This is a genomic window from Collinsella sp. Sow4_D11 (genome assembly GCF_052116465.1).
GTDB lineage: Bacteria > Actinomycetota > Coriobacteriia > Coriobacteriales > Coriobacteriaceae > Collinsella.
Genome location: NZ_JBQKLA010000001.1, coordinates 166538 through 191824 on the forward strand (window position 1 = coordinate 166538; position 25287 = coordinate 191824).

The following is a 25287-nucleotide window of genomic DNA, read 5'->3' on the forward strand; positions in this document are numbered from 1 at the left end:
CGGGTGATTGTTGTTGTTTTGGAAAAATGCCCTCTTGCACTTCGCGGCGACCTAACGAAATGGTTGCAGGAGATTAGCCTAGGCGTGTATGTCGGCAGGGTGAGCGCGCGTGTAAGGGACGAGCTTTGGAGCCGTATTTGCAAAGAATGCAAAACAGGTCGTGCCACGATGGTTTTTTCTGCACGCAACGAGCAACACCTCAACTATCGAGTGCACAACACCGCGTGGGAACCTATCGATTTTGATGGCATCAAGCTGATGATGCGGCCTTCGCCTTCGCGCATGAAGGCCCTTGGCACGAAGAGAGTGGGTTGGAGTTACGCGGCGATGCGATTGAAGGCGCGTCGCGGGAGCGTGGCAGCCGAAACGGACGAGCCGCGCGAATACGTTGTACTTGATGTTGAGACCACGGGGCTGGACCCAGACAAAGATGCGATTATCGAGATTGCCGCCATCAAAGTTGAGCAGGGTGTTGAGGCGGGCAGGCTCCATGAGCTTATTCGATACGAGAAAGGCATCCCAAAGAAGATAGTCGAGCTAACAGGCATTACCGATGAAATGCTTGCCGAAAAGGGGATCGAGCTTGAGCGAGCGGTGAGCGACCTGCTTTCCTTTGTCGGGAGCCGCATAGTGGTTGCGCATAATGCTTCGTTCGATACCGGCTTCGTGCAGGCAGCGTGCGAAGAATGCGACCTAGACGATTTTGACAATGAGTGCATCGACACCATTACACTGGCAAAGAAGAAGATGCCCGATGCGCCGAACTATCGCTTGAAGACCCTGCTCGGCCTTTTGAATCTTGACAATCAAATACCCCATCGTGCCGAGTCTGATTGTGAGGCGACCTTGAGCTTGTTTAGCAAACTGATTAAAATGGGGTCCACATCAAAGGGATAGGGTGTTTTGAGCTGGGATTTTTAAGTCTGCTCCCCGCACGCGCGGGGATGATCCCGTAATGTCTTTCACCGCTGCTGCCGCTGCTTCCTGCTCCCCGCACGCGCGGGGATGATCCCGGTCGAAAGCTGGCGATGAGGAGAATGGACGGCTGCTCCCCGCACGCGCGGGGATGATCCCGAGACTGTCGCTATCGTAGGCACGGTGTGTGGCTGCTCCCCGCACGCGCGGGGATGATCCCATGCGCCTATTTTCGCAAGAGCAGATACGACTCTGCTCCCCGCACGCGCGGGGATGATCCCTGTGAACCTCTTCTTGTTGTAGCAAATAGGCTCTGCTCCCCGCACGCGCGGGGATGATCCCGCGACGTCGAGCGTGAAATCTTCAATCTCACGCTGCTCCCCGCACGCGCGGGGATGATCCCGTCGCCTTGAACGGCACGAGCACGATGCGGTCCTGCTCCCCGCACGCGCGGGGATGATCCCGTCTACGCTGGCCCCATCCCGTTCAACTAGGCCTGCTCCCCGCACGCGCGGGGATGATCCCGAACCACGACATGGCCGAGTCGATGATTGCTGCTGCTCCCCGCACGCGCGGGGATGATCCCATAGAAAAATGGATGGTAGCCCATGGCGTGGACTGCTCCCCGCACGCGCGGGGATGATCCCCTAGCCGACGATGCAAAGAAGCAGGACAAAGCCTGCTCCCCGCACGCGCGGGGATGATCCCTTAGCACCACCACGGAACGGCAAAGGCTTTCCCTGCTCCCCGCACGCGCGGGGATGATCCCGCCGTCTATTCGAAGCCGAAGGCCACAGGCTGCTGCTCCCCGCACGCGCGGGGATGATCCCTACTACATAGGGCTCGTCATAGCGGCGAACCCCTGCTCCCCGCACGCGCGGGGATGATCCCTCGCCCTCGGCAATGTCGAAAACTGCTTCGACCTGCTCCCCGCACGCGCGGGGATGATCCCGCATCGAGCTGTTTGTCGGAGAGCCCGGTCGCTGCTCCCCGCACGCGCGGGGATGATCCCGTCGAGACCTTCATGCCGTTGGCGTACGTGATCTGCTCCCCGCACGCGCGGGGATGATCCCCCCTACCAATAAAAACGTTCGTCACTTATAACCTGCTCCCCGCACGCGCGGGGATGATCCCAACCCCGTCCTCGGTTATTTCGAAGACACGCCCTGCTCCCCGCACGCGCGGGGATGATCCCGTCGCCTTGAACGGCACGAGCACGATGCGGTCCTGCTCCCCGCACGCGCGGGGATGATCCCACAACACCTTAAAGAAGGGGTGCGGCGTATGACTGCTCCCCGCACGCGCGGGGATGATCCCATGACGGTCTCGTCGAACTTCTTTGCGATAGCCTGCTCCCCGCACGCGCGGGGATGATCCCGGTGGTGCCGGTCATCATAGGAGGCTCGAAACCTGCTCCCCGCACGCGCGGGGATGATCCCGTCAACTGGGGCAGTGTGACAGCGACCGCAGACTGCTCCCCGCACGCGCGGGGATGATCCCATGTTGCGCTGCCAGAGGTTGAGCGTCTTGGACTGCTCCCCGCACGCGCGGGGATGATCCCGAGAAGCCTAGATAGCTCTTCGTCCCATTGTTCTGCTCCCCGCACGCGCGGGGATGATCCCGCGAGGGCACGCTACCGGAGCAGAAGAAGAAGCTGCTCCCCGCACGCGCGGGGATGATCCCGGTTACATCACTCAGCATGTCAACGACACCGACTGCTCCCCGCACGCGCGGGGATGATCCCGACAGCGACAAGACAGCCACGGATATTAGCCGCTGCTCCCCGCACGCGCGGGGATGATCCCCTTCGAGGAAACCGACGGCACGGACGGCTTTGCTGCCCCCCGCACGCGCGGGGATGATCCCGTGCAGCACCACCACCAGACGATGATTGCCGACTGCTCCCCGCACGCGCGGGGATGATCCCAAGACGATCCTGCGAAACGTGAAGCGCGACAGGGGGGAAAGGGCGAAGTTCGCCCGCGTGACGAGTGGGCGTAACACGTGCCCCTTCTGCCTCATGCTCGCCGGGCGCGGGGCGGTCTACCATAGCCGGAAGACGGCAGGACAGTTCGACCACTGGCACAGGCACTGCACGTGCAAGATCGTGCCGAGCTTCTCGGGTGACAAGTACGAAGTGCTCGTCGAGGGGCACGATCCGAAGGACGCACAGAGATGGAGCGACCGCGTCGAGGATGCCAAGAAATCGAAAAAGGAGATTCCAGATTATCCTGATGATGCGGGCGCGGAAGCCGAAGCGCTCCAAGGAGCCCTCGACGACGCGTGGGCGGCTCACCTAAAAAACGGTTCGACAAAAACTACGTATCGCGAATGCTACGCAAAGGCTGTCCGCTCCGTGGTTCCTGAAAACCCAATCGAGATCGAGGACTTCTCGAAACTCGACGGAAAGGAGCTTCAGGAGGCGATGTGGCTGGCAAAAACTGGCCATAAGATTAAATTCAGGAACCCGAACGACCATAAAGGCACGGACGGTAACACATCGGACGTCCTCCTCGACGGCGTCACCTGCGACTTCAAGACAATCAGCTCCCCAAAGGTCAAGAAGGCGGTAGGGGAGATCACCGCGAAGCTCGATAGGCAAGGCCCCGAGTTTCTTCTGTATATTACGGAAAGCCGAATCACGGAAGATGAGGCACTTGTCCGCATGGCACAGCTTCTCGATGATCCGGATATAACGAAGATCTTCGTGGTAAAAAACGGCCGAATATACGAGCTAAAAAAAATGACCGGAGGTCTGCCCGGGCCCCGTAGCCCAAGCTTTCTCCGGTCGACTTGATTATACCCCACATCGGGGCGTGGCGGAACGGCAGACGCGCGTGCCTCAGGAGCACGTGGGCATCGCCCGTGCGGGTTCGAGTCCCGCCGCCCCGACCAAAACGTTGAACCAGGCCATCCGCACGGGTGGTCCTTTTCATGTCGAAAAGCGCCCCGCACGGGGCAAGACGATGCCCCGTGCGGGGCGGAAATGGAGGGAGCATGGCCCAGGAGACCACGCCCGCCGAGACCGATCCGATCGACCCTGCACAGGGCGGAGAGGCCGGTCAAGAGCCCGACTACAAGGCGCTCTACGAGAACGCGCTGAAGGAGTCGCGCAAAGACTCTCGCAGCCTCACGCAACATCGACCTCTCCGCGATGCCTTCTGGCTTGTTTCTGCTACCGATGCGCCCTAAAACAGGCAGTTCTCAATCAGATCCTTCCCTCGTAGGGTATCGATCCATTCCTGCGGAATTGCGTCGATACCGTAGGCCGTGCCGGCGAGGGCGCCTGCGACGGCTGCGGTGGTGTCGGTGTCGTCGCCCAGGTTGACGGCGGCAAGCACGCAGTCTTCGTAGCTGCTGGTGTTGACGAAGCACCAGGTGGCTGCCTTAAGCGTGTCGCGCACGAAGCCGCCGGATCTGATTTCGTGCTCGGGTACATCTTTCAGACAGAGTGCCCATTCGGGGAGCGCGCCGTCCATCGCGGACCTCAACAGCTCGATGAACGTGACGCATGACTCGGTCGATGTTCTGTGAGCGTGGGTGATTGCAGAGACCTCACGGATCTCTTCGTCCGTCGCGTCGACAAACGCCAGGGGCGCGATGCGCATGAGCGATCCGTTGCCGTTGTCGCGCTCGCCAGAGCCTCCTTTGCCGGTGCGCAGGGCTCGAGCGGTCGTGCCGCCGCAATCGAAAACGCCGTCAATCGTATACTCGCCACGGGCAATCCAGCCTACGAACTTGTCGCGCATGTCCGCGGTGTCGATATGCCCGAGCTCCCTAATCGAGTCGCAGGTAGCAAGCGTCATAGATGTGTCGTCGCTCCAGGTGCCGGCGGGCTGCCCATGCGTGCCGTAGCCGATCATGTCCGTGCATTCGAACGTGTTGCGGGGCCTGAACTCGTAGGGAACGCCCAGCGCGTCACCGACGGCAAGCCCGTAAATACAGTCGCGTAGCGTTGTTTTCGGTCTGTCTGTCATGGGAACACCTCTCGTACTTTGGATTGAGGATGCGCGGCTACCTGCGGCAGTGTGTCCAGCTCAATTCGGGACGCAGCGAGTCCCGAATTGAGAGAGCTTGTCAGCTAATCTGACAAATGAAAAAACCCGCAACGCTATTGCTTTATACAGCAATAGGGACCTCTTTTGGGCGCCCTGCCTTTGGTGCGTCGGCGAGTCGTGCCTCGATGGAAGCTTTGGACACCATGCGCTTGGTGCCATCCTTCCATGAATCCAACAGTCCTGCATTTATCAGTTGCGATACCCGTGCTGAGCTAACACCGAGCATACGCGCGGCATCCGCTGCGGTGACGGCGGGGATGTCGCCGAGTTCGCGGCTGACGGCGACGGCGATAATCCTGCCGCCGTGTTGTGGCTGGTGTCCAAAGTCCGGCGCGGGAAGATCGACGCCGCCCATTAGGTGGTCATCGACCATGCATACGAGAAAATCAGCGGCGCTTTCGACAGCGTCGTTTAGGTCGGATCCGAACGTTCCACCTCCGCCCAGCGAGCCACATGGCACAGCGTCGACAACGCCGTCCGAATCAAAGAACTCGAATTCCCATATGTAAACCATGTAAGACCTCCTCTAAAACTCGATGCGAAATGTGATGAGGATGAGCTATCGAAGTCCTGCCTGCCTTAAGATTCTTTTGGTAATTTGATCCTCAATCTCTCGGTGGCGTTTCACGAGCACGAGTTTATCTCCTTTGACGAACTTCTCGTGATTAGTGCCTCCTTTCGAGATGAAGCCGGCTTCTTCGAGGATGCGGATCAATTCGCGTCTCTGCATCTTAGCCTCTTTCAATAACTATATATTAGCACTTCCTAAGGGTTTTAGACTTAAATCTTCGCTATTGCTAACCCTTTGTCTCACTTCGCCATCCTTGGATGGCGGCTTATATTCCTTGTGGTATTAGTTTATTTGCTCGTGCGGACACGATTTGGTGTTCTGCGCGCGACCGCGAAAAGGGTCAACAGGATCAAGGACCGCGACGTTTTTCTACGTAACCGGCTGTTGACCGCCTGCACCTTGGCCTGAGCAGCCGCTCCCAGGCGCAGGAATTCGTCAACGTGCTCAATATGGTGATGTGACCGGGCGCTTTCGAACACAAAAAACCGGGATGCAAGGAGTCACACCTTGCATCCCGGCTGAGCTAAAACGGCGCTGCTGCATGCCGTTGGAGCTTTAGCGCTTGATCTCGATATCGTCGAGCTTGACGTCCATGGCCTCGGTCTTGGCCTTGGCGATGTCATCGGCAAACTCCAGGGACTTCATCATGGTCTCGACAGCGTCCTTGTGCTCTTCTACGTTGTCGATGCGCACATACACGCTGCCACCGTCAACGTCGGTGAAGTACTCGGTCGTCACGCCGCCCGAGTGCGTGAAGTAGGCGCTGCGCCAGGTCTTGCCGTTGTACTTAACGGGATCGCTCTCGGTCCATCCAGAGTTGGCCTTCCACTTTGCCTCGTAGTCGAACAGCTCGTCGGCGTTCTTGTCAGAGTCGAAGACGGGGATGAAGCGATCGCTGGCGTGCTCGCTCTCGGTGAACTTAAACTGGGCCCTATCGGCGGTGTCGCCTGCGACGTCGGTGATCTCGACGCCCTCGGGGACCTCGACCTTAAACCAGATGAAGTCGGTCCTCATATCCACGGCCGGCTTTTTCGCGCCGCCGCCACCGCCACTGCCGGTAGCGCCACCGCTTCCGCCGCAACCCACCAGGGCAACTGCAGCAAAGAGACTGATGCAGAGGGTGAGAATCGCAAAGGCCTTCTTTTTCATGGTCGTGTCTCCTCATCTGTAACCGCCCATGGATTACCTGCCTTTACTGTACGCGCGAGCGGCTCGCTAGGGTGGGCCATGTGTCCCATTCTGAGGGCCGGATTTGCGCCGTTAAGTGGCAATATGTCCGGGCGCAAAAGAGGGGAGGGCCGGCCTTTCCGTCCTTCCACTGGTTCCATGTTTGGTGCGGTGGGGCGGAGCGTAGCCGGGGGGTACGGATCTTGACGACGGACGCATCCGGTTGGTCATCGTGGGTGCCTTGCCGCAGCTTTTTGTGCAAAAAGGGGTCCGCACCTTTTGCGGTGCGGACCCCTTTGCGTTGCAACAAGTTGCTGCGGCGTGTTTCGAAGATGAGATTACTTGCGGATCTTAGACACGACAGCGCTGGCGACAAAGCAGGCGATTGCCATGATGCCCATAGCAGCGACGATGTTGGCGGAGGCGTCACCCGTGTTGGGCAGATCCTGCTTGTTTGCCTTGGTCTTATTTGCAGGCTTGCCGGCAGGCTTGTTGTCGGAAGGCTTGGGCGCGGGCTCGTCCTTCTTCCACTGGGCGTAGAGCGTTACCGGGGCTTCGAGCACAATATCGGCGCCAGCTTCGTAGCTCGTGCCGGAGCCGTCCGCGGCCGTGTTCCAGCCTGCGAAGGAATAGCCCTTGCGTGCCGGCTTATCGGCCGTGACCTTAGTCTTGGCAATGTGCTCGACTTTAGCGAAATCGCCGGTCTGCTTGTCCTCGGAACCGTTCAGGTCGTAGGAGAGATCGTAGGCCTTCTCCTCGAACTCAGGCTTGGTGAAGCCGCAGTACTTGCACTTAGGGGTTCCCGTGCGAGTCCAAGTACCGGCATTGTCAGTGGCCCACTCGGTGTAGGTGACCTTGAAGCCATCCTTCTCGTGCTCGCCGTCAGTGTAGTCGTGGGTGAGCATCTTGCCGCCGGACCACACCTTCGCGCCTTCGATGGTGACATCGGTACGACCGGAGTTATAGCCCTTCCAGAGCCCGACGTATCCGCCGAAGCCAAACACCTTGGAGCAGGTGTAAGGGTCGGTTTCAAGACCCGTTGCAGTCGTCTTGACATTGTCGATTATGACCTTGTCGATGTTGACCTCGTACTTGAAACCGCCCATATTCTTGTCATTGATCTTAAGGGCAGTCATGGCGGGTGCAGTCGAATTGAACGTGCAGCTGTTCACGTTAACGATGATGTCGTGCGTGCCAGCGCTGTAATCGGTATAGACGTTAATTGCCTTGCCGGCGCAATTGAACGTGCATTTGTTAAACGTCATGGTCGGGGAGCTGTAAGTCCACAGGGAATAATCTTCACCAGGCGCATTGAACGTGGTGTTGTTGAACTCGGCGGACTCGTAGCCCCAGTAGAACGTCTTGCCGTTGACGACGCAGTCGTTAAGCACGGTCTTGTTGGCGCGAATGAAGCCGAGGTAGTCGGCACTGCCGGAACGCATCGTCATGTTCTCGAAGGTGACGCTGCTGGCACCGTCGAAGGAATAGTCGCCGTTGTACTCGGTGCCAAAATTATCGGGGTTGGGAACCTCCGCACCGATGTTCCATGCGGTCTTGTCCGTGCCCAGACCCTCAAAGGTAAGGTCCTTGCCCTTCGTGGTGCCTGCAGAGTCCACACCGTAAAGCGTGTAGTTGCCCTTGCCGAGCTTGATGGTGTCGCCGCTCTTCGCCGCGGTGGTAGCGGTCTTAATATCATTGTAGGTTACACCGGTGGGTTGACCGTCGTGTTCAATGGTAATCGATCCGGTAGTAACCGTGCCGGTACCGTCGTCTGCAAAAGCAGGCGATGCAACGCCCATCGTGACGAGCGCAACGGCAAACAGCGCTGCGACCGCACGAGAGGCCGTTTTCAAAAACGACTTCATGCTGAGACTCCTTCGACTCTAAAAGTATTAAATCAGCGTTAATATTATAGAACTTCTGACATTTTACTAAACCTCTATTTCGCGCCTTTATCGGTACGCCAATCTTTCTCGCGCTTCTTGCATATTTATTCCGCATACCTGCGTCTTTGTTGCATCGGATTGTGCAACAAAGATGCATTCGTTTTGCCGGTGTGGTTTGCGCGATGGCACTTGGCGTGTCTATGGCTCAATGGACTGGGCGCAAGACTGACCTTGACAGGGGGTCGCGATTGATTGCTTGGCGATAAGCGCAGCGATGTTGCGCCTATCGCCCGCCATAGGAAAGTGCGATAACTGGGCGCACTGACGCGAATGCTCTTATGGGCTAGACTAGGCACCACGAAATACACGATGCGTTCGGGCGGCGCCGACTGTCCGATTAGCTTGGCAAGCATTGAGGGTGCATGCACATGAGCCAAGAGATGATGGATAAGACCTGCCGAGGGTTTGCCGAGGCGCTTGCCGCGCGCGAGCCGGTTCCCGGCGGTGGCAGCGCGAGCGCCTTTGTGGGCGCGCTGGGCGCCTCGCTTTGCGGGATGGTCGCGCGCTACGGAGCGACGAATCCCGCGCTTGCTGATCGTGCAGATGACCTGACGCGCGCGTTTGCTCAGGCTGATGAGCTGGCCCATGAGCTTGTCGAGTTGGTTGCCGAGGACGTTCGTGCCTACGGGCAGGTGTCCGCGGCGTGCGGTATTTCGCGCGAGGATCCGGCTCGACCGGCTGCGATTCAGGATGCGCTGCACGTGGCGGCTATGCCACCGTATCGCATTATGGATGCCTGCGGGCGCGCGCTGGCGCTGCTCGAGGACATGGCCGATAAGGGTTCGCGCCAGCTGCTGTCCGACGTGGCTTGTGGCGCCGTGTTCTGCCGCGCCGCCATGCAGGGCGCGAGTCTGACACTCTTTGCCAACACCACATCTATGAAAGACCGGGCACGCGCCGAGGAGCTCGAGGCGGCGTGCGATGAGCTGCTCGATACGTGGCTGCCGCGCGCCGATGCGCTGGCGCGCCGTGCCGCCGACGCAGCCAGGAAGAGGGGATAGCCATGGCAGAGCTGCTCAAAGGCGCTCCCGTTGCCCGTACTTTGACCGAGAAGCTCGCTGCTCGCTGCGCCGTCCTGCGCGAACGCGGCGTTGTGCCGACGCTGGCCATCGTTCGTGTGGGCGAGCGCGAGGACGATCTATCATACGAGCGCGGCGCCCTCAAGCGCTGCGAGAAGGTTGGCATCGAGGCTCGCCGCGTTTTGCTTCCCGCCGATGCTTCGCAGGATGAGCTGCTGGCGGCTATTAAGGACATCAATGCCGACCCCGCCGTTCATGGCTGCCTAGTGTTTCGCCCGCTACCCGCTGGGCTTGACGAGGATGCGGTTGCCGCGGCACTCGATCCCGCCAAGGATGTCGACTCCATGACGCCGGCCTCGCTGCTTACCACGCTTTCGGGGCGAGGCGAGGGCTTTGCTCCTTGCACGGCTGAGGCCGTGTTGGCGTTGCTGGACCATTACGGTGTTGAGCTGGATGGGGCCAAGGTCGCGGTCGTCGGTCGGTCTCTGGTGATTGGCCGTCCCGTTGCCGCCATGCTTACGGATCGCAATGCCACGGTGACGACGTGCCATACGCATACGCGCGACCTTGCTGCCGAGTGTCGTGCGGCTGATGTTGTGGTTGCGGCCGTTGGACGCGCGCGCGCGATTGGCGCGGATGCGGTTCGCGTGGGCCAGACGATCATCGATGTGGGCATTAACTGGGACGAGGCCGCCGGCAAGCTGGTCGGCGACGTCGATTTTGATGCTGCGGAGCCGATCGTTGACGCCATCACGCCTGTGCCGGGCGGCGTGGGGGCTGTGACCACCGCGATTCTCGCCAAACACGTGATCGAAGCGGCCGAGCGCGCATCGAAATAGGCTTTTGACCACGGGGGCTGCCGAGGCTGTGGTTTCGCCCTTTTTGCACCGAAGCGATACACTGTTGCCGTTTGATTTTTTCGCTCAAGGAGGATGCGCATGCCGTGCACAACGATTTTGGTCGGTAAGAACGCGAGCTACGACGGATCGACGCTGGTTGCCCGCAACGAGGACTCGCCCAATGGGGTGTTTGAGCCCAAGCGCATGCGCGTAGTGCATCCCGACGAGCAGCCGCGTGTCTACACGAGTGTCCTGAGCCACCTGACCGTTGAGCTGCCCGACAATTCCATGCGTTACACAAGCGTCCCCGACGTTGTCCCGGGTCATGGCATTTGGGCCGAGGCCGGTTTCAACGAGCTCAATGTTGGTATGTCCGCAACCGAGACGCTCACCACCAACGAGCGCGTCCGCGGCGCCGATCCACTCGTGGATTTCGTGCCCGCCAAGGGTAACGAGGGCGAGGAAGGCTATGTGCCGGCGCAGCCCGGCGGTTTGGGCGAGGAGGACATGGTGACCCTGGTGCTGCCATACGCCAAGTCCGCCCGCGACGGTGTGCGCATTCTGGGCGACCTGCTCGAGCGCTACGGCACCTACGAGAACAACGGCATCGCCTTTAGCGACGTTGACGAGATCTGGTGGCTCGAGACCATCGGCGGCCACCACTGGATCGCCAAGCGCGTACCCGACGACGCCTATGTGACCATGCCCAACCAGCTGGGTATCGACAGCTTTGACTTGGACGACGCCGAGGGCGCGCAGGTCGACCACATGTGCTCGGCCGACCTACGCACCTGGATGGCCGAGTGGCATCTGGACCTGACGCTGGGCGTTAAGGGCGACGGTCCCGCCGCGGTCTTTAACCCGCGCGAGGCCTTTGGTTCGCACAGTGACAGCGACCACGTCTACAACACACCGCGCGCCTGGTACATGCAGCGCTGCCTCAACCCCAGCGATGTGTGGGACGGTCCCGATGCTGACTACACGCCCGAGAGCGACGACATTCCCTGGAGTCGCGTGCCCGAGCGCAAGGTGACCCTCGAGGACATCAAGTACGTGCTTTCGAGCCACTACCAGGGCACGGAGTACGACTGCTACGGCAGCAAGGGTACGCCCGCCACGCGCGGCGCCTATCGTCCCATCGGCATCAACCGCAACAGCCAGCTCGCCGTGCTGCAGCTGCGCCCCTATGCGCAGCCGGCGTATCGCGCCGTGCAGTGGATGGCGTTTGGCTCTAACTCGTTTAACGCGCTTGTGCCGCTGTACGCCAATGTCGAGACCATGCCCGAGTACTATGCCGACACGCAGGCTCGCGTGACGTCCGAGAATTTCTATTGGGCGAATCGCCTGATCGGGGCCTTGGCCGATGTCCGCTTCCATGAGTGCGGTCGCGCGGTCGAGGACTACCAGGAGAAGGTCGGCGGCATGGGCCACAAGCAGATTCACGACGTTGACGCCGTTGTAGCCGTACTGCCCGAGGTCGAGGTGTCTGCCGAGCTCGCCCGCGCCAACGAGGCCTTTGCCGAGCTTGTGCGCGTGGAGACCGATGCCCTGTTGGGCAAGGTGCTCTACACCACGAGCTGTGCCATGAAGAATTCCTTCGCGATGAACGATAACATTAGGTAAAAGCCACATTGCAGCGAACGAGCGGGGCAAACGCCGTCAAAGGCTTTGCCTCGCTCGATTTCTATCCCGGTGACAAACGATTTTGTGTCGTTTGCCCAATCTTGGGTACAAGTAGGCCAATGAAGTTGTTCACGATTGGAGCCAACCATGGTTATGAAATTCGATCAGCTTGTTAACGGTGCCATCAACGTGGGCTTCGGCGCCGCCGCCGTTGCCGTCGAGGGCGGCAAGAAGGTCCTCGACGACCTCAATGCCAAGGGCGAGCAGGTGCGCAAGGACGCCGGCACCCCCGATATCGCCCGCAGCGTGTCCGACATGTTCGAGCAGGCCGGCGGTACCATCTCCGACCTTACCGAGCGCTTGGGCATGCAGGGCGAGACTGCGGCCCAGCGCGTGCTCGACGAGCTCATCCTCGCCCGCGTGCGCGTCATGACCGCCCCCGAGCGCACGGCCTTTTTGGCCCATGTGCGCGACATTGTCGATTCGGTCGAGGACAACGTGACCTCGGTGCCCGTCGAGTCCGTTGAGCCCGACGATGCAGAGGACGCCGAAGAGGCCGAGTAGCAGCGCAGATGGCAGATTCCACCACCGATTACAACAATCAAGATCCCTTGGGTGACGAGGCGGCGGTTGTCGACGAGGTCGAGGCCGCCGTCTCGGGCGCTCGCAAGAAGCCGCGCGCTGTCGATATGGTCCCTGAGGAGCCCGACGCGATGGCGCCGGACGAGGAATACCAGCTCACGCCGGCAGGTCGTCGTGAGCGCATTGGGCAGATTGTTCGCCTGATCAAAAAGTACCGCGTATGGGACAACCTCACGCCGGTGCGCCTGCGTCGTCTGCTCGAAGAGCTCGGTCCCATGTTCGTCAAGATGGGGCAGATTCTGGCCAACCGCTCCGAGATTTTGCCGCAGCGGTTTTGCGACGAGCTGCGCCGTCTGCGCTCCGACGTAGAGCCGGTGCCGTATGAGGTAGTGCTCCGCTGTTTGGAAGAGGAATACGGCCAGCGCCTGGGGCAGATATTCGACGCGATTGACCCCAACCCGCTCGGTAGCGCGTCGCTCGCGCAGGTGCACCGCGCCCGTCTGGTGACTGGCGAGGACGTGGCCGTTAAGGTGCAGCGCCCCGGCGCGCAGCAGGTGATGGCTCAGGACATCGACATCATTCGCTCGGTGGTACGCATCGTTTCCAAGTTCGTCAACACCGACCAGTTTGTGGACCTGCATGGCGTGGTCGAAGAGCTGTGGACCTCGTTTCGCGAGGAGACCAACTTTTTGGCCGAGGCCAAAAACCTCAACGATTTCTATGACTTCCACAAAAGCGTGCATGGCGTCTCGTGTCCCAAATCCTACTTGGACCTTTGTACCGAACACGTCGTGGTCATGGACTACATCGACGGCATCTCCATTGCCGATCCCAAGCTCCTTGAGGCCGAGGGTTATGACTTGGAAAAGATTGGCGCCGCGATCGTCGAGGACTACTCGACGCAGGTGCTCGACGACGGCTTTTTCCATGCCGACCCGCATGCGGGAAACATCATCCTCAAGGACGGCATCGTCTACTTTATCGACCTGGGCATGGTCGGGCGCATGTCGAGTCACGACCGCGGTATCGTCAAGGACATGATTTTCGCCGTGGCCGAAGGTGACGTTCCCAAACTCAAGGATTCGCTTATGCGCTTTGCCGTGACGCGCGGCGACTCTGCCGAGCTCGACCATTCGGCCTTTTTGTCCGACTTGGACTTTATCGTCGCCGACTTTGCAGGGCTCGACCTTAAGGACCTGGATATCGGTGAGTTTTTGACCTCGCTGTTAAATCTGGCGCGCAAAAACGACGTTGAGCTGCCGAGCGTGGTGACGATGTTCGCGCGCGGCATGGTGACGCTCGAGGGTCTGCTGACCGAGTACATGCCCGACGTCAACATGATCCAGATTATCCAGACGCACATCAAAAACGAGAAGAGCACCTATGCGCGCGTCCGCGAAATGGGGCGCGATCTTGCCGCGAGCAGCTATCGCGCGGCAAAAGGCTCGCTCGAGGCGGCCGAGTATCTGGGCTTGGCGTCGCGCATGCTCACGCGCGGCCAGCTTAAGGTGAACACGCAGATCATGAGCAGCGATAAGGCGCTGCGACAGCTGGGTGGAATTATCGACCGCATGTCGATGGCAATTGTGATCGCCGGCCTGTTTATCGGCTCGTCGGTTGTGTACTACGCGCGCATCGAGCCGGTTGTGTTCGGTATTCCGGTCATTGGCTTTATGGGCTACGTGAGTGCGCTGGTGCTGGCGCTGATGCTGGGCCGCGAGATCTGGCGTAACAGTCACGGCGGCAAGCGGTAGAGACTGCGACCGTCACCGCATTCTCCTATCGCAAACAATAGCTTTTACCTTGGGCTTCGCCTGCGTGCGGGGCCCTTTTGCGTGCTACCATACTGACAGTAATAATCGATGGCCTAGATGGTGGTGCGGAGACGCACGAATGCGCGGTTTTCCTGCGTGTTTGGGAGAATCGGGGTGCAAGTCCCCGGCTGTACCAGTAACCGTAATTCCTCTTGGCCCGGGATGGCCGCGCCGCAGATCGGACGGCGCGCCCGGGTCGGTAAGGCTAAGTCGGATCGCCTCCCATCTTGCACGCGGCCGCGGCGCATGCCGCCGGTACGCGTTGGGCTCTGGAGGGAAGGGGGACCCCGATGGGGGTACTCGAGCGCAATGTGCGCGATGACGTGGGGCAGCCGCTGGGCAATGCTCCAAGTGCAGACAGTAGGAGACAAATGGATATGTTTGAGGACGAGTGCCAGCGCGCCTCGTGGCGTCGTCATGGAGCGATTGCCCGCGGCATAGCCAAGCGCGGTCTGGTGGCGTTCCTGGCTTTTGCCATGGCTTTTGGCACCACGCCGGCGCAACTTTGGGCCGAGGGCGCCGAGGGCATTGCCGAGTCTGTGGCTCAGGCTGCGACGGGCGGCGAGGGCGCGGCGGCCGACGAGGGCGCGAACAGCGCGGCGGCGAGCGCTGCTGCCGATGGCGCCGACGATGATGCTGCCGAAAATGCCGCTGGCAGCGATAACGCGACGGCCGGTGATGCTACCGATACAGAGGGTTTGGCCGCCCCGGCATCTGTCGCTTCCGAGCAGGGTGATTCGTCGGACTCCGTCGCCGTTTCCGCGCGTTCGGCATACGTAACCGTTGACTCGGCTGAAATTGTTGATGCTGACGGCAACGGGCTTGCCTATGGCAGCGGTATCGCCAAGGTTGGCGATACCGTTAAGGTCGCAGCCTATTATTGGGACGACGACGAATGGGACAACGTCGAGATTTCCCAGACCGAGTACGCGAAACTGGGTTACCAGTGGTATGTCGGCAATAGCCAGTCTAACGCTCCGACGGCGTCGGGCTACTCCGCTATCGAAGGCGCAACTGCTCGTGAGCTCAAGCTGACCTCCAATCTTGCCGGCAAGTATGTCGCATGCCGTGTTACGTATGGCGCCGGCGCCGGTGACTACGAGTTCACGGCAAGCCTCAAGAACCCCGTAGAGGCTTCTGCCGAGCCCGAGGCCCCCAAGTCTGACGATGCGAAGAAGCTGGACGAGGCGGTTGCGAAGCTCAAAGCCGATGGCTATTCAGGCTGGTATCCCAATCCATCCCAGGGAACCGATACCAACATCTGCTCCATGCTTTCGGCGAAGCTTGCCAACTTGGGCTACTCGGATATCAAGGTTTCGCTTGCGGGCGTAACCTATGGCGGTCGCGATCCCAAGCAGGATGGCGGCATCGCGGATGATGGAAAGATCTCCTATTTCTTCCTGTCTCCTGCAGATAAGACCTCCGCGCTTGATTACTCGCTGCTTCGCCAGTTTACGCCGACGTATACGCTGACGCTTGGCTCCGAGAGTGTGTCGTATACGCCCGGTCGCGCATCGACGCTCGCATGGGACGGCGGCAAGGTCATCGCCTATCTTAAGGCGGCATGGGCTCATGCTGAGGGTCCGCCCGACGAGATTGAGGCGGGCGTCACGCAGGGAACGCTTCCCAGCTCAATCAGCATCAACGGTATAAAGGTTGCTTCTATTGACTGGATGAGTCTTGATGACTCTGTTGCCAAGGTGAATTCCAGCTACGGCGATCCGACGGTTACGTATACCCACGGTATGACCGACCAGATTGCTTGGCTCACGGCTACGCTCTCGCTGGCGGTTCCTGGCTACAATAATGCCCCGTCAAACGGGACGGCTTATCTTGTCACCTATACCGTCAAGGCGAAAACTCAGGAGCAGATCGATGCCGAAAAGGCCGAGCTGTCAGCTGCGCTTGACCGCATTGTGCTCAAGGATTTCGCTACCAACAAGGTAATCGATGCCAATGCCGTTGAGGGCGACATCCAGCTGCTCCGTCGTTCTGGTATCGACGCTCCATCCGGCGCCAAGCTCTCCTATGCATCGAACGATGAGGCTGTTGCGAAGGTCAACGGCTACCGCGTGGTTGTTACCCGTGATATCAAAGGCGTCTCGAATGAAGTAGTTATTACGGCTACGCTTGCCAAGGACGGCATAACCGTAACGCGCGACATCGTCATCAAGGTTAAGCCCATCGACGATTCCGAGATTGACCAAGCTGTGGCATTTATGCAGCAGGTCAAGGATGCCTACGCAAAGTCTCTGCTCGGCGATAACGCTTCGGTTGACGCGGTTACCGAGAATCTGTCGACCTTTGCCGAGGCGGTGCCTACGGCAGACGGCGGCATCGAGTACCGCAAGGGTAAGGACAGCAAGCTGTCCGGCGTTGTGGCAGCAGACCTTCCTGGATACGACGCGATGTCGGGGAACGACTGGCGCACGTATCGTACGAGCGACACCTCGGTCATCTCGAACGAAAATCTAAAGGTGACGCGCCCCAAGGCCGATACCCTTGTTACGGTCGAGAGCAACCTGACGTACGCCAAGTACGAATCTCTGGCGAAGGCGCATCCCGAGAACGCTAAGCTGCAGAGCCTCATTAACCAGAGCGTTAAAGCGACGTATCGCGTTGTTGGTACGGTCGATCATTCCGACCCCAAGATTTCCGTTGCCTTTAAGCTCGTTGGCGTCGACGCCGACGGCAACGACGAGGTTTGGGCCGATTCCGCCAAGAGCGTCGTTTACGGCTCGACTGCCGGCGATGTGATTGAAGACGCCTTAAAGGGCATGACCCATACCGCGACCGGTGTGGGCACGGCAGGGTACTATCTGAGTGATATCACTTCGGCGGATGGTCGCAAGCTGGGCTGGGATGCGTCGACGGGCAAGTACTGGCAGCTTTTTGTTAACGGGAAGGCGTCTGAGGTCGGCGCCGGCCAGGTTCACCTCGCCCCCGGCGATAGCGTCGTGCTGTATTACTCCGCCTTTGGCGCAAGCCTTGACGATGCGAGTAAGGCTACCGTCAAAGCCTCGGTGAGCTTCATCGGACCGGATGAGAATGGCGGCAACTCCGTATGGGCGTTTGCCAGCGACGTCAAGATGTCTGATGGATCCACCGCTGCCGATCTTACCGAGCAGGAGCTCAAGGCCGCAGGTCTCACCTATGACAGCCAGGGTACGTCCGGTGCCTCGTTCTACCTTGCCAGCATCACGCGCAATGGCAAGACTTACGGCTGGGAGCAGTCGACCGGCAGGTACTGGCAGCTCTATGTCAACGGCGAGTATTCTCAAAAGATGGCGGGCCAGGTTACCCTCAAGCCGGGAGACAAGGTTCAGTGGGTTTACGCTGCAGATAAAGAGAAGCCCCTCGAGGGCCTCATCGTCAATCCCTTCGCTTCGCGTCCGGACTGGACCGCAAGCTGGAACGGCTTTGGCAATGCGGGCGGCACGACGCTCGTGAACACGCCGACGCCCACCGAGTCTGCCGCGGAGCTGTGGAAGGTCAATCTGGCCACGGCTGCCAATAAGTGGGTTTCGCTGGGCGACCCCATCATTGCGGGCGGCTACGTTTTCGTTACCACGAACTCCGAGCTCGTCAAGATCGACAACGCGGGCAAGGTTGTTGCGCGCGTTTCCAAGGGCGGGACCACTTACTATTTCTCGCGTCCTGTGTACGCGGATGGTCTGATTATCTCGGCAAACGACGATGGTTCCGTGTACGCCTTTTCTGCCGAGACACTTGAGTGCGTGTGGAAGACCTCTGCGCTCGAGGCTCCTGCCGCGGGCGGGCGCTATCAGGCGAATTCGACCATGACGGTAGCGAACGGTTGTGTATACGCCGAGTTTGTCACGGGTGCCGGCGCTTCCGGTACCGCAACGGGCGGGGCCATGGTTTGCATCGATATTGCGACGGGCAAGATCGTCTGGTCGGATGTCACCACAAAGACCGGTTCCTCGACCGGCGAGGGTTACTACTGGGCGGGTGCCGCCGTTTCCGGCTCCGATCTTGTTATCGGTGACGAGAGCGGTTGCGTGAAGCTCATTGACGGCAAATCCGGCAAGGTCAAATCTTCTGTGAGCCTGTCTGGAAATCCCGTTCGTGCAACGATCGTTTCTGCTGGCACCGAGGACGGAAATCCGGCCTTTTTGGCTGTTGGACGTCAGCCGGCAACGCTCTATAAGATTGTTCGTGAGGGCGACATGCTTCGTATTGTCGGCTCTTGCGCATTTGCGAACACCTCGACTTCGACGCCTGCCGTGGCAAACGGCAAGGTCTATGTTGGCGGAAGCGACTCCTCGAATAACGGCCAGTTCACGGTTGTCGACCTTGCGTCCATGAAGGTCGAGAAAACTCTCGATATGGGCAAAATGGCCGAGGTCAAAGCCTCTCCGATTACATCTGTGCAGGGCAGCGATGTCTACGTGTACTTTACCTGCAACAAGACTCCGGGCGCTGTCTACTGCTTTAACCAGTCAACTGGCGAGGCTGTGGAGATCTATACGCCGTCTGGCTCCAATGCGAACTATTGCACTGCAAGCGTGATCGCCGATGTCCAGGGCAACCTTTACTACACCAACGATTCCGGTACGCTATTTGCTCTCAAGGCTGCTCCGGGTTATACGGTGGCCTTCGATACGCGCGGTGGCAGCACGGTTCCCAGCGCTATGACCGCACAAAACAAGACCATGATTGCCCCTGCGAACCCCGAGCGCTCCGGTTACACCTTTGCAGGCTGGTATAAGGATGCCGATTGTAATCAGGCTTGGAATTTCTCCAAAGACGTCGTGACGGCCGATATGACGCTCTACGCCAAGTGGACCAAGAATGCCGTTAACCCTGGCGGTAACGGTGGCTCTGGCTCCAATGGCGGCTCGGGTAATGCCGGTGCTGGTTCTGGTTCCGGTAACGGCACAAACGGCCAGCAGAGCGGCGGCGCTGTTTCGCCTGGGCAGAAGCCGGTGTCGTCGACCACGACCGAGACCAAGGACGGCAAGGATTCCAAGAAGGATTCCGGCAAGGGCGACAAGAAGGACAGCAAGAAGTCTGACAAGAAGTCCGGCAAGTCCAGCTCCAAGTCCGATACGGGCTCGGCTGCCGCGACTACCGCTAAGAAATCCGCTGAGGCTCCGGCACAGCAGTCTGGCTTCAACCCGCTCGCCATTGTCGGCGTAGCGGCCGGCGTGATCGGACTTGCGGTCATTGGCGTGTTCGTGTTTACCAAGCACCGGTAGGTGAGAGCTGTGTCCAATAAACCTCAGGATGCCGACTCCAAGCAACCCGACTCGTCGTTCATCCAGCTCGACGATGGAAAGCAAAAGGGAGCCGCCTCGGCGGCGTCCGCCTCTCGGCGCAAGGCGCTGCTTGGCTCTCTGACGGCTGTCTGCATCGCGCTGATTGTCGTCTCGCTGGGCTTTGTTCACCCTTCCGCCAGCGGTGCCTGGTCCATCGATTGGATCGCTCGGGCCGTGGCGGGGAGGAGCGTTGCCGACTCTGGCTCTATCGCCTCTCGCAAGACGGAGACAGCGGGCTCCTCGTCTTCCGACGCTGTGGACTCCGAGTCCAAGGACTCGAATGAATCGGATTCCAAGGACGCTTCCGAGTCTTCGGACGAGAAGTCAGACAAGGATTCGAAAGAGAAGAAGTCCGAAGACAAGGGCGGCAAGAAGTCCAACAACGCGTCTGCCGGACAGGGCTCCGAATCCGCTGGTGGATCGAGTTCTTCTGACGGCTCCTCTTCGGGCGGCGGCTCGGCGACCGGCGGTGGGTCTGTATCCAACGGCGACAGCGCCTCTGCTGGCAATCAGGGCGGCTCGCAGCAGCCTGGCTACATTACTGTGACGGTCTCAGTGACGTCGAGTGCCGTGGGTAACCCGGTGTCTTCTGGCGGTACGTTCACCTTCAACGAGGGCGCTACCCCCTACGATGCCCTGTGCGCCCTGGGCCTTTCCGTCAATGCGCACGGCTCATCGTACGGCACGTATGTCGCCGCTATCGGCGGTTTGGCCGAGAAGGAGCACGGTGGTACAAGCGGCTGGATGTACTCTGTCAACGGCGTAACGCCCAACACGGCTTGCAGCAACTACGTTCTCTCCAATGGCGACAGCGTGGTCTGGTATTACGTAACGGGCTAAATGCCTCGACATAACACGCCAAACGGGCGGTTCGGACAAACATCCGAGCCGTCCGTTTTTATGCGAATGGGGCGTCGTTTCCCAATCGAGGCTCAACCGGAAATTGCATCCCACCCTGAAGGTGAATTCCGGGACACAGTTTCCGCTAGGACGGCGTTGCGGAAGCTGCATCCCATTCTGAGGCTGCAATCTGGGATACACTTTCCGGAACGGCGTTCATGGGGAAATTGCGTCCCATTCATGCACCGTAGCCCGCCTTCCTCGGCAGACTCTGCAAACAAAAACCGGCTGGAATGGGAATTCCAACCGGTTGCGAATGCAAGGGTATGTTGGGCCGTCTACGACCGTGCGCCCTCGAGGAAAAAGCGACGGCTAAAGTAGTTGTACCAGGTGACCAGGAACGTGGCGATGGCCTTCATGGCCTGGTAGCCGATGCTCAAAAACGTGACGCCCACAAACATGTACAGGTCGTTGAGGCCCAGACCGATCACCGACAGGATGGTAAAGATCGTGAACTCGCGCTTACGGCTCATGCCCTCGCGATGGTCGAACACGTACTTCATGCTGAGCCAGTAGTTAACCACGACGGACGTGGTAAACGAGACCGTCGTGCTCATCAAAAAGTCGAGGTGGAACAGCTCGACGAGCGCAATAAGCATGCCCCAGTCGACTCCAAAGGAGATAAGGCCCACGACAGCGAACTTGAGGAACTGCTTGGTATGAGGTTGTGCCAGCGCGTTGCGCACGTAATCACATCCAATGCGTTGATGAATCGAGCAACGAGATACTTTAGAGCTTTTGCATGGCAAACGTAAGGTCTTTGGCAAGAACTATACGAACTCGCCAAATATTCAAGAGGTAATCTGCAAACGCTGCAAATTTGCCCGTAAACGAGCAAGGCTCAGGCAACGCTGCGCTCGACGCGCGTCATCCGCAGGTCCCCGTGGTGCAACGAGGAGGCCGAGCTATTTGGCCTGCTCGCCCTCTAGGAAGATCTTTCGCGTTACAAAGTTGTAGACCATGACGAGTGCGGTAGCGCAAATCTTGGCGATATTGGCCTCGAGTCCCAGGCCGGCGTTGAGGGTCAGCACGATGCCGTCGTTGAGCGCCAGGCCAATAACGGATAGCACGACAAAGATGATGAACTCGCGGCGGCGGCTCATGCCTTCCTTGTGTGCAAACACGTACTTCATGCTCGCGACGTAGTTAAAGATGAGCGAGACGATAAAACCGCTGGTGTTGGCGATCAAGATGTTGAGGCCCAGGCCGTAGTGGAGCAGATTCATGATGCCAAAGTCGATGACGGTGGCAACGACGCCGACGACGCCAAACTTTATGATCTGCGCAAGGAGCTTTTGCATGGTACCTGCCTTAGGGTGGCGCCGGGGCGCCGCGGGGATGACAAACCCAGCAAGTTTAACCAATCCCCGCAGGCGGGGCTAGGCGCGCTCCTCGATAGCACCGTTTCTATATGCATCGAGGAGCTGGCGCAGGTCTTGGATCTGACTGCGAATCTTGACGCCGGTATCGGTGTCGCTCACCATGCGGCGCCGGTCGGCCTCGTCAAAGCGGTTGGTCTCGCTCTCGATATCGATGTTGCGGGTGAGCGCCTCGGCAACGCTGGTAAAGGCCTGGTGCGACTTGAGGCGGCATCCGCGCGAGCTCGAGATGAGCGTGTAACCGGCGATGCCCGTTTTGGGGTGGTAGGCGCGACAGAAACCGCCGTCGATGACCAGCAACTTTCCGTTGGCGCGGATGGGCTGCTCGCCCTTGGTGGTCTTGACGGGCGTATGGCCGTTGATGATATGGCCCGTCGGCGAGCAAGCCATGGGGGCGACGCCAAACTCCCGCATGATGTCGTCGCAAACGGACGAGGACGTGGTGAGCGTGTAGTACGGGTCCATCGGCTCGACCCACGTGCTCTTGTCGGCAATGTAGGCGCGCTCGAAGGTGCGCACCACGCGTCCGCTGGCGGGTGAGTTAAAGCCGATCCACAGGTACCACATCCAGTCGAGAGCATCGCGGTCGCCGACGCGCCAGGCGCGGCGGGCGATATAGTCGCAAAAATCAAAATAATCGCGGCCGGCGTGCCAGGTACCCAGGCAGTTCATGCTGCTAAAGGTGCCGTCTTCGTTGAGCGGTACGCAGCCGTGGAACAGCAGATTGCCGTTGGCGACCTTATACATGGAGCCGTGGGTATAGAGGAAATCGATGTGGCGATGCAGATGATCGGCGGTGACAAACTCGGACACGAGCTTGTCGATGATGTGCTGCTCCTCGGGCGTGAGCGTGTAGGGGTCTGCCGGATCGACGGTGGGGAAGTCGTTGGTCGTGAGCGGCCACACGCTGCCGTCGGCGAGGGTGACCGTGCCGGCATCGTGATCGACCTTGTCGAGCAGTAGACGGTCGGCCATGTCGAACTCGGGGTGGCGCTGGATAATCTGGCCCTCGAGCTTAAAGAGCAGAACGTTGATGGCTTTGATGAGCGGGCTGATGGGCTCGCCGGCGGTATAGGTAGCGTTGGCAAAGGCGACAAGCTCGCGCAGCGAGATGCCGTAGTCGTTCTCGAGAATCTCGTAGTTGTCGTAGCGCAGGTTGTTGCGTAGCACCGTGGCGATGCAGGCAGGCTCGCCGGCAGCGGCGCCCATCCACAACAGGTCGTGATTGCCCCACTGAATATCGAGCGAATGATAGGTGAGCAGGCGGTCCATAATCTTGGCCGCGCCGCCGCCGCGGTCGAAGATGTCGCCCACCAAGTGCAGGTGGTCGACGGCGAGGCGCTTGATGAGTGAGGCGAGCGACTCGATAAAGTCGTCGGCGCTGGCGGTCTCCAAGATGGATTCGATAATGCGCTCGTGATAACGCACGCGGTAGTTGTTCTCGTCCGGATGCGTGTGCAGCAGCTCGTCGATGATGTAGGCGTAATCGCGCGGGATGGCCTTACGTACCTTGGAGCGGGTGTAGCGGCTCGAAAGCGAGCGGGCAACCACAATGAGCTGGTTGAGCATGGTCTTGTACCAGGTGGGCGAGTCCTCGTGCCGGCTGCGGACCAGATCGATCTTCTCGCGTGGGTAGTAGATGAGCGTGCACAGCTCGCCCTTTTCGTTAAAGGAGAGCGTGTCGCCAAAGATTTCGTCGACATGCTCGCGCACGACGCCCGAGCAGTTGTTGAGGATGTGCATAAAGGCTTCGTACTCGCCATGCACATCGCTCATAAAATGCTCGGTGCCCTTGGGTAGGTTGAGGATGGCCGAGAGGTTGATGATCTCGGTGAATGCGGATTGCTCGGTGGGGAACTGTCTCGACAGCAGGCGCAGATACTTGAAGTCTTGCGGATTGCGATCGAATGCGACCATGAAACACCTTCCGATGTGGTTGGTAAAACTGATAAACAGCGTCAAACGTTTATCAGTATGCGCTGCTTTTGTTTCGATTGGGGTGTGGAGATTGAATTGTTGGCCGAACGGTTTGCCAAATCGATTTAGTCAAGGTAGATATGGCGGTTGAGTGGAGACATGGGGTCATTTTTGCAGGCGCATACCTCCGGGATCGCTAGAGATGATGACGGTAAAGATGTTCACTACCTTTGGTTCAATTTGGTAAATAACGGACATTTGTACCGTATTCACGCATGCTGTGCGATAATTTGCGCAGCAATGAGTAAGGAGCCTCATATGAGTGATTTTGTCCTGACCTGTGAATCCGCCGCCGATCGAACCCGTGAGTTCTTTGCGTCGCGCAATATTCCTGTCGTGTGTTTTCATTACGAGATCGACGATGTTGTCTATACGGACGATCTGTATCAGTCGATTACGCCGGACAAGTTTTTTGCTCAGATTGCCGCGGGCGCCATGCCCAAGACGTCTCAGGTGAGCGTGGGTGAGTACGAGGAGTTTTGGGAGCCGTTTGTTGCCGAGGGTAAAGACGTGCTGCACCTGACGTTGTCGTCGGGTATTTCGGGCACGTATGGATCGGCCTGCGTTGCGGCGCAGATGCTCGCGGATCGCTATCCCCAGGGCGGCAAGGTGCGCGTCATCGATTCGCTGGCGGCGTCTTCGGGCCTTGGCCTGCTGGCGGAATGTGCCGCCGACGTTCGCGATGGCGGCGCTTCGCTCGACGAGACGGCCGCTTGGATTGAGGAGCATAAACTCAACCTTCACCACTGGTTCTTCTCGACCGATCTGTCGAGCTACCTGCGCGGCGGTCGCATTTCGGCCGCGAGCGCGATCATCGGCACGGCGCTCAAGATTTGCCCGCTTATGACGGTCGATTGCGAAGGTGAGCTGGCGCCGCGTGAGAAGATTCGCACCAAGAAGCGTGCTATTTCCGAGATGGCTAAGACCATGATGGCACACGTGCAGGGCGGTGCGGATTATTCGGGTAAGTGCATCATGTCGCACTCGGCGTGTCGCGGGGATGCCGAGGCAGTTGCGGCGCTGATCGAGGAACAGGTTCCGCAGCTTAAAGGCAAGATTGAGATTAATGACATCGGTACTCTGATTGGCTCGCATACCGGACCTGGTACGGTGGCGCTCTTCTTTATGGGCGACAAGCGCGTGGACTAACGTTTGTGGGCTGGCTGACGGTTTTAACGGCTACGCCTGTCCTCCTGACATTTGATAACAGAAAAA

19 protein-coding genes, 1 tRNA gene and 1 CRISPR repeat array are annotated in these 25287 nt (G+C 59.3%); of the genes, 12 read left to right on the top strand and 8 right to left on the bottom strand.

Annotated features, from left to right (window positions below):
• Positions 1-3: 3 nt before the first annotated feature.
• The 4 genes from cas2e (at position 4) to ACTQ40_RS00720 (ending at position 4107) form a co-directional block, all read left to right on the top strand.
• Entirely contained in the window at positions 4-897 is an 894-nt protein-coding gene (gene cas2e / locus ACTQ40_RS00705) for a type I-E CRISPR-associated endoribonuclease Cas2e (protein WP_441563096.1), read from the top strand.
• Positions 898-923: 26 nt separating this feature from the next.
• Positions 924-2842: direct repeats of the CRISPR family, unit length 29 nt; unit sequence CTGCTCCCCGCACGCGCGGGGATGATCCC.
• A gap of 18 nt (positions 2843-2860) precedes the next feature.
• On the top strand, positions 2861-3712 hold the full coding sequence (locus ACTQ40_RS00710; protein ID WP_441563097.1) for a VG15 protein: 852 nt from the start codon (positions 2861-2863) through the stop codon (positions 3710-3712).
• 13 nt (positions 3713-3725) lie between these two features.
• A tRNA-Leu gene (locus ACTQ40_RS00715) sits at positions 3726-3810 on the top strand.
• A 102-nt stretch (positions 3811-3912) separates the two neighbouring features.
• A complete protein-coding gene (locus tag ACTQ40_RS00720; protein WP_441563098.1) occupies positions 3913-4107 on the top strand; it encodes a hypothetical protein in 195 nt (64 codons plus the stop codon).
• Here the strand turns inward: ACTQ40_RS00720 and ACTQ40_RS00725 are convergent.
• The 5 genes from ACTQ40_RS00725 to ACTQ40_RS00745 all read right to left on the bottom strand — a co-directional run bounded on the left by ACTQ40_RS00725 (position 4104) and on the right by ACTQ40_RS00745 (position 8576).
• Positions 4104-4892 carry an ADP-ribosylglycohydrolase family protein gene (locus ACTQ40_RS00725; protein WP_441563099.1) on the bottom strand — a complete coding sequence of 263 codons (789 nt, stop codon included), beginning with the start codon at positions 4890-4892 and terminating at the stop codon, positions 4104-4106. The two genes, ACTQ40_RS00720 and ACTQ40_RS00725, sit on opposite strands and share 4 nt — an antisense overlap.
• 142 nt (positions 4893-5034) lie before the next feature.
• Entirely contained in the window at positions 5035-5487 is a 453-nt protein-coding gene (locus tag ACTQ40_RS00730; RefSeq protein ID WP_441563100.1) for a helix-turn-helix domain-containing protein, read from the bottom strand.
• Between the two features lie 45 nt (positions 5488-5532).
• Positions 5533-5703, bottom strand: a complete 171-nt coding sequence (locus ACTQ40_RS00735; protein WP_427795745.1) for a type II toxin-antitoxin system HicA family toxin — start codon at positions 5701-5703, stop codon at positions 5533-5535.
• 396 nt (positions 5704-6099) lie between these two features.
• Positions 6100-6693, bottom strand: a complete 594-nt coding sequence (locus ACTQ40_RS00740; RefSeq protein ID WP_441563101.1) for a hypothetical protein — start codon at positions 6691-6693, stop codon at positions 6100-6102.
• 356 nt (positions 6694-7049) lie between these two features.
• Positions 7050-8576 carry an InlB B-repeat-containing protein gene (locus tag ACTQ40_RS00745; RefSeq protein WP_441563102.1) on the bottom strand — a complete coding sequence of 509 codons (1527 nt, stop codon included), beginning with the start codon at positions 8574-8576 and terminating at the stop codon, positions 7050-7052.
• Positions 8577-9025: 449 nt separating this feature from the next.
• On the opposite strand from ACTQ40_RS00745, the gene ACTQ40_RS00750 reads away from it, so the two are divergent.
• The 7 genes from ACTQ40_RS00750 (at position 9026) to ACTQ40_RS00780 (ending at position 20656) form a co-directional block, all read left to right on the top strand.
• Positions 9026-9658: a cyclodeaminase/cyclohydrolase family protein gene (locus ACTQ40_RS00750; RefSeq protein ID WP_441563103.1), complete on the top strand. Its 633-nt coding sequence runs from the start codon at positions 9026-9028 to the stop codon at positions 9656-9658.
• A gap of 2 nt (positions 9659-9660) precedes the next feature.
• On the top strand, positions 9661-10515 hold the full coding sequence (locus ACTQ40_RS00755; RefSeq protein WP_441563104.1) for a bifunctional 5,10-methylenetetrahydrofolate dehydrogenase/5,10-methenyltetrahydrofolate cyclohydrolase: 855 nt from the start codon (positions 9661-9663) through the stop codon (positions 10513-10515).
• Between the two features lie 99 nt (positions 10516-10614).
• Positions 10615-12138: a C69 family dipeptidase gene (locus tag ACTQ40_RS00760; RefSeq protein WP_441563105.1), complete on the top strand. Its 1524-nt coding sequence runs from the start codon at positions 10615-10617 to the stop codon at positions 12136-12138.
• A 147-nt stretch (positions 12139-12285) separates the two neighbouring features.
• Positions 12286-12702 (top strand): hypothetical protein, encoded by a 417-nt coding sequence (locus tag ACTQ40_RS00765; RefSeq protein ID WP_154515830.1) that lies wholly within the window; start codon positions 12286-12288, stop codon positions 12700-12702.
• An 8-nt stretch (positions 12703-12710) separates the two neighbouring features.
• Positions 12711-14474 carry an ABC1 kinase family protein gene (locus tag ACTQ40_RS00770; RefSeq protein ID WP_441563106.1) on the top strand — a complete coding sequence of 588 codons (1764 nt, stop codon included), beginning with the start codon at positions 12711-12713 and terminating at the stop codon, positions 14472-14474.
• A 350-nt stretch (positions 14475-14824) separates the two neighbouring features.
• A complete protein-coding gene (locus tag ACTQ40_RS00775; RefSeq protein ID WP_441563107.1) occupies positions 14825-19756 on the top strand; it encodes a DUF4430 domain-containing protein in 4932 nt (1643 codons plus the stop codon).
• Between the two features lie 9 nt (positions 19757-19765).
• On the top strand, positions 19766-20656 hold the full coding sequence (locus ACTQ40_RS00780) for a DUF4430 domain-containing protein (RefSeq protein WP_441563108.1): 891 nt from the start codon (positions 19766-19768) through the stop codon (positions 20654-20656).
• Between the two features lie 338 nt (positions 20657-20994).
• Here ACTQ40_RS00780 and ACTQ40_RS00785 read toward each other — a convergent pair whose 3' ends face one another.
• From ACTQ40_RS00785 to ACTQ40_RS00795, 3 genes are all read right to left on the bottom strand, one after another.
• Positions 20995-21402 carry a GtrA family protein gene (locus ACTQ40_RS00785; RefSeq protein ID WP_370450581.1) on the bottom strand — a complete coding sequence of 136 codons (408 nt, stop codon included), beginning with the start codon at positions 21400-21402 and terminating at the stop codon, positions 20995-20997.
• A 219-nt stretch (positions 21403-21621) separates the two neighbouring features.
• Positions 21622-22017 (bottom strand): GtrA family protein, encoded by a 396-nt coding sequence (locus ACTQ40_RS00790; RefSeq protein WP_441563109.1) that lies wholly within the window; start codon positions 22015-22017, stop codon positions 21622-21624.
• A 78-nt stretch (positions 22018-22095) separates the two neighbouring features.
• A complete protein-coding gene (locus tag ACTQ40_RS00795; protein ID WP_427719821.1) occupies positions 22096-24012 on the bottom strand; it encodes a fructose-1,6-bisphosphatase in 1917 nt (638 codons plus the stop codon).
• 318 nt (positions 24013-24330) lie between these two features.
• Here ACTQ40_RS00795 and ACTQ40_RS00800 point away from each other — a divergent pair, with 318 nt between their 5' ends.
• Positions 24331-25221: a DegV family protein gene (locus ACTQ40_RS00800; RefSeq protein WP_427719822.1), complete on the top strand. Its 891-nt coding sequence runs from the start codon at positions 24331-24333 to the stop codon at positions 25219-25221.
• Positions 25222-25287 lie beyond the last annotated feature (66 nt).

Excerpts from the sequence above, each read along its gene's own strand:
- ACTQ40_RS00775 (WP_441563107.1), top strand. The coding sequence starts at position 14,825 with ATGGGGGTACTCGAGCGCAATGTGCGCGATGACGTGGGGCAGCCGCTG.
- ACTQ40_RS00730 (WP_441563100.1), bottom strand. The coding sequence starts at position 5,487 with ATGGTTTACATATGGGAATTCGAGTTCTTTGATTCGGACGGCGTTGTC.
- ACTQ40_RS00760 (WP_441563105.1), top strand. The coding sequence starts at position 10,615 with ATGCCGTGCACAACGATTTTGGTCGGTAAGAACGCGAGCTACGACGGA.
- ACTQ40_RS00745 (WP_441563102.1), bottom strand. The coding sequence starts at position 8,576 with ATGAAGTCGTTTTTGAAAACGGCCTCTCGTGCGGTCGCAGCGCTGTTT.
- ACTQ40_RS00725 (WP_441563099.1), bottom strand. The coding sequence starts at position 4,892 with ATGACAGACAGACCGAAAACAACGCTACGCGACTGTATTTACGGGCTT.
- ACTQ40_RS00755 (WP_441563104.1), top strand. The coding sequence starts at position 9,661 with ATGGCAGAGCTGCTCAAAGGCGCTCCCGTTGCCCGTACTTTGACCGAG.
- ACTQ40_RS00800 (WP_427719822.1), top strand. The coding sequence starts at position 24,331 with ATGAGTGATTTTGTCCTGACCTGTGAATCCGCCGCCGATCGAACCCGT.
- ACTQ40_RS00790 (WP_441563109.1), bottom strand. The coding sequence starts at position 22,017 with ATGCAAAAGCTCCTTGCGCAGATCATAAAGTTTGGCGTCGTCGGCGTC.
- ACTQ40_RS00750 (WP_441563103.1), top strand. The coding sequence starts at position 9,026 with ATGAGCCAAGAGATGATGGATAAGACCTGCCGAGGGTTTGCCGAGGCG.
- ACTQ40_RS00765 (WP_154515830.1), top strand. The coding sequence starts at position 12,286 with ATGGTTATGAAATTCGATCAGCTTGTTAACGGTGCCATCAACGTGGGC.
- ACTQ40_RS00770 (WP_441563106.1), top strand. The coding sequence starts at position 12,711 with ATGGCAGATTCCACCACCGATTACAACAATCAAGATCCCTTGGGTGAC.
- ACTQ40_RS00795 (WP_427719821.1), bottom strand. The coding sequence starts at position 24,012 with ATGGTCGCATTCGATCGCAATCCGCAAGACTTCAAGTATCTGCGCCTG.
- ACTQ40_RS00720 (WP_441563098.1), top strand. The coding sequence starts at position 3,913 with ATGGCCCAGGAGACCACGCCCGCCGAGACCGATCCGATCGACCCTGCA.
- ACTQ40_RS00735 (WP_427795745.1), bottom strand. The coding sequence starts at position 5,703 with ATGCAGAGACGCGAATTGATCCGCATCCTCGAAGAAGCCGGCTTCATC.
- ACTQ40_RS00740 (WP_441563101.1), bottom strand. The coding sequence starts at position 6,693 with ATGAAAAAGAAGGCCTTTGCGATTCTCACCCTCTGCATCAGTCTCTTT.